Here is a 4,455-nt window from a genome sequence, read left to right as displayed (position 1 = left end):
TAAATAGCTGTTCCGAATAGTAGATCACCGGAGGAAGGGAACTCAGTCCAGTTTGTGCGATCTGATTAGTCGCTAAACAAAACAAGCCACACCCAAAGGACTGAGTTGATGCCTATCCTACCACCTCTGCCACGACCACAACGGCGCCGCATTCACAAAATCATCCATGCCACCCGTGATAAAGGACATGCTCGTCGCTTGATGGCCATCTTGCTGTTACATGAAGGACGCACGATCACCGATGTTCATCACCTTACCGGCGCTGCGCGCTCGACCATCGGTCGTTGGCTTCGGTGGTATCGAGATGAAGGCATAGATGCGCTAGAAGCCTTACCGGCTGGCCGTGCCCCAGTCTTACCTATCGCCAAGATTGTCACCCTACTGGTGCTGCTCATGCAGTTTTCTCCGCAAGATTTTGGTTATCAGCGCAGCCGTTGGTGTACTGAACTATTGGCTATAAAAATCAATCGGTTAACAGGGCTCAATGTGGCAGCCTCCACGCTCCGCCGATGGTTACCTCGTATGGGCATTGTCTGGCGCAGGCCCGTGCCGACCTTGCGGATAAAAGACCCAGCCTATCAGGAAAAAATGGCGAATATCGACGCCGCGCTGGCCCGCTGTGATGCCGATAATCCGGTGTTTTATGAGGATGAAGTCGATATAGACCTCAATCCCAAATTAGGAGCCGACTGGATGTTCAGAGCGCAGCAAAAGCGGGTTGTCACACCGGGGCAGAATGCCAAGCATTATCTGGCAGGCGTTCTCCACGCAGGCAACGGAAGGGTACTTTACGTCAGCGGGATCAAGAAAAACTCATCGCTGTTTATTGCCATGCTGGAAAAGCTGCGCCACCACTACCGACGAGCCAAAACCATCACGTTGATCCTCGATAACTACATCATTCACAAAAGCAAACAGACCGAGCGATGGTTGAAGAAGAATCCCAAGTTCTGCCTGGTGTTCCAGCCAGTTTACAGCCCTTGGGTTAATCACATAGAACGGCTATGGCACAAGTTACATGAAACCATCACGCGCAATCATCAATGCAGAGGGATGGCAAACCTGCTGGCCCGAGTGAAACACTTCATGGATACCGTGTCTCCTTTCCCGGGGAATGGCTATGGCACAGCGAAGGTGTAGCACTATTGGGATCAGTTATTTAAAAGGCCAGCGCTCGTATTGTATATGGATTTTGAGGTCAATGACAGATTGTTTTGGCAGCGGTACTACACCATGTCGGAACAGACCAACTTGGGAGATGCAAAAAACATTAAAACATTCTTGCGGTGCGGCGATTATAAATCGACTGATGTATTAGATCCTATGGCATCACAGGCAATAATAGATATTGTCAACGACATTCAACCGGATTTGATCATCTGGGATGTCCTCGCTCGGATGCATAATGCAGAGGAAAACAACAATGGCGAAATGGGTCAGGTGATGCGAGCCATTCGAAAAATCAGCGGCTCAGCTGCACACATCATCGTTCATCACGCCAGAAAGGCTTCGCCTAATGCAGGTGGGGTTAACGCTGGCGTAATGAGCATGCGGGGAGCTTCTTCGATTCATGGTGAGGCCGATGGTGTCATCTCACTGGGGACGCGAGAGGGTCAGGGCGCTCGCTACAACCTGACGTTCAGTGCGAGGGCGGTTGAAACACCTGACGAAATACTCCTTAATCGTATTGGGCTGACATTAGTCAGTGCCATCGGGGAGGAGCGCGACAGGCTGATGGATGGGCTGCTGGAGGCACTGGAAGGCCAGGAGGCGATTTCTGCCACCACATTGACCGAGAGGTTTTGCCAGTATTTCTCTGTAAAAGAACGGCAGGCAAAAAATTACATAAAAAATGTATCGATAATGGTTGGGTGACAAGGGTGGCGACATCTGAACGGACTGAATATGTATTAACAGATGGCATTGCTATCAAACATTTAGCAGATTCATCCACATCCGCCAATTAATTGGATGCAATGGTGCAATGAACTACATATATATAAGTATTGCATGTGATATATTGCACCCCCTTAACAATCCCCCGGCTCGATGAGGATAAATCTACTCTTATCCTCATCGGTTGACATCTCGAAAATAAGTAGGTATGAAAGCATCAAGTATTAATTTTAAAAAAATCTAACCCCCCCGTTTGTTTTCAAATAAAAAAGGAATTTTTTCATGAAAACAAAAAAACGGTTTTATTATTTTACTGGCTGGGATTGAACTTCACGCTGCCTCTTTTTCAGTGCACTCTCCTCCTTATCGCCATTTCTAAAAATGCGTCTCATCGGAAGCCGTCTTTACTTTCATAAATTCCACATAGAACTGCGTTCTATGTGAATATATGATCCAGAGTTTAGCAATGCAGGCCGGTCAATAAGAACTCATCTCAGTGTATTAACGGTCAACTCTGAGCTCGTTAGGAGAGACCCGTCGGCCAAGTGGTACGGGTGCATTCAAGATACGAGAAAATTGTACTTATAAGCACCCCAGTTTTTCGGGGGGGGGGATTGCCGGTCAATAATTGTGCAAAAAACACCCAAAATGAGCAAAAAAAAACCAAGAGCAAAATTTGTACAATTATTTTTTCAATAAATAATTCCTTTAAAATCAATGGCATGATCCAGTTTTCTGGCTTGGCAGATCGCGATCTCTCGGTTTACCGTGGTGACATTCTTAGAAAACCAATGGCGACTCATGATGGATCAACTATGCGATAGGATTTTGAAATGGCGGGAGAAATTTAAAAATTTCAATATCTCTATTTATACTAATTTTTCGTGGGGCTGGTGATCGGGTTCTGCTCCCGAGTATTCAAATAGGATGATTGTTATATCATCACAACAGCAACCGTTTGCCAATTTCCCCCACTGGACTAATCATGATAATTTTAACTAAAAAGCCTTTCATCGGCCCATTCATCTACCACCTAAACGGCTATATCACCGAGCCCGGATGTGAACTCCCATTTATCGATGAAAGATCCTATAACCAACCCATTTTGCTGGCTAAACATTTCAACCAACTGCGACGTGACAGCGTCAAAGCTGGTTTTAATGCTGGCAGTGGCAGCGCCGACGTTGGACACTGCCTGATCACCCAATTTATCTTACTGGGTCATCCCGATCTGCCGCATCTCGAGTTTATCCCACAGCCACCCCGGGAGCAGTGCTATACGCAACCAGAGGATGGGCATAGATGCCAGAGGCGACTAAGGGCTCGAACATACACCTATCAGGTCAGCGGCTATATCATCGACTCTAGCTATCCACAGCCATTCACTGAGCTGGTTCGATTGGATACCCCCCTGTTATCGGGCAAAAATTTTTTCCAGATGACCCAGCATCTGCGTAACCACCTGCTGGGTGCAATCCCAAGCCATCCTCATATGAACCCCAGCCTGTTAGTGACCGAGTTCAATTTGCTCCACGATCCGGTTTACGACCTCAGCGATGCGTTTCACTCCACTGTCGCACGGTGTTCGGATGGAATGCTGCGGGATAACGGGATTTGTGTCGCGAGCAGTTAGTCTAGGCTGTGTTCTTAAAGTGATGAAGATATAATCTCACATCTTCTCAACAGCTTAAGATCCATTCCGTGTCCCGCCGTTATCAGCTGACTGATGCACAATGGGGGCTTATCGAGCCCCAGTTTCCTTCTCGAAGCCTGATCGGGCGCCCTACCCGTGAACCGCGCCAAGTGCTCGATGGCATTCTCTGGATACTCCACACCGGAGCTCCTTGGCGAGACCTTCCAGAACGTTTCGGACCATGGAATTCGGTCTACAACACCTTCCGGCGTTGGCAGGATGCAGGCCGGATTGATGCCATTCTGGAAGCGCTGCAACTCAAGCTCAATGAAAAAGGGCTCATCGATTTCGACCTGTGGTGCCTGGACGGCTCCAATGTCAGAGCATCCAAAGATGCTGCCGGTGCACGTAAAAAAACACCTCAATGAATCAAGCCCTTGGCCGTTCGCGGGGAGGTTTCGGCAGCAAAATTCACTTGGTCACGGACGGTCATGGCTTACCACTGAGCTTCTGCCTGTCACCGGGGCAATCAGCAGAAATCAGCTATGCAACAAGCGCGTTGGCCATGGCGAGGATACCAACGTCATCAGGTCGCTACCGAACACGGCCAGCGCATCTTGCCGCAGACAAGGCCTATAGCAGCAAAGCCTTTCGAGCCGAGCTACGGCGGAGAAGGATAAAAGCGGTCATTCCGCAACGCAGCGACCAGCAACGGCGCCATAAGGGGCGTCCATTGGTACTGGACAAGGTGCATTACCGCAGGCGCAATGTCGTGGAGCGGTGCTTCGGTTGGTTGAAGAAGTTTCGCCGGTTTTCAACGAGATATGAAAAGCTAGCCAAGAGTTTTGCAGCCTTTATCAAACTGGCTTTCTGCCTTCGCTACTTGCGCGAGTTATGTGTGGACAGAAAACCAGCATTTTGAGAAC

General features: G+C 48.6%; 4 protein-coding genes. All 4 read left to right on the top strand.

Features of this window, described 5'->3' with window-relative positions; translation table 11 throughout:
* Window positions 1-108: 108 nt before the first annotated feature.
* The gene (locus AB5Y54_RS17665) at window positions 109-1,140 is read left to right on the top strand and encodes an IS630-like element ISAhy2 family transposase (RefSeq protein WP_001809438.1); all 1,032 of its coding nucleotides are present in this window, start codon (window positions 109-111) and stop codon (window positions 1,138-1,140) included.
* 45 nt (window positions 1,141-1,185) lie between these two features.
* Window positions 1,186-1,875 carry an AAA family ATPase gene (locus AB5Y54_RS17660; protein WP_368154091.1) on the top strand — a complete coding sequence of 230 codons (690 nt, stop codon included), beginning with the start codon at window positions 1,186-1,188 and terminating at the stop codon, window positions 1,873-1,875.
* A 1,006-nt stretch (window positions 1,876-2,881) separates the two neighbouring features.
* On the top strand, window positions 2,882-3,529 hold the full coding sequence (locus AB5Y54_RS17655; RefSeq protein WP_139444232.1) for a hypothetical protein: 648 nt from the start codon (window positions 2,882-2,884) through the stop codon (window positions 3,527-3,529).
* Window positions 3,530-3,597: 68 nt separating this feature from the next.
* A protein-coding gene (locus AB5Y54_RS17650) for an IS5 family transposase (RefSeq protein WP_103252041.1) occupies window positions 3,598-4,451 on the top strand; the annotation gives its coding sequence in 2 pieces (ribosomal slippage) (window positions 3,598-3,940 and window positions 3,940-4,451; 855 coding nt in all).
* Window positions 4,452-4,455 lie beyond the last annotated feature (4 nt).

Origin of the sequence: Aeromonas sp. s9, assembly GCF_040907765.1 — a bacterium.
Classification (GTDB): Bacteria; Pseudomonadota; Gammaproteobacteria; order Enterobacterales; family Aeromonadaceae; genus Aeromonas; species Aeromonas caviae.
The sequence above is the reverse complement of the archived record's forward strand: the minus strand, read 5'-3'. Positions and strand labels throughout refer to the sequence as shown.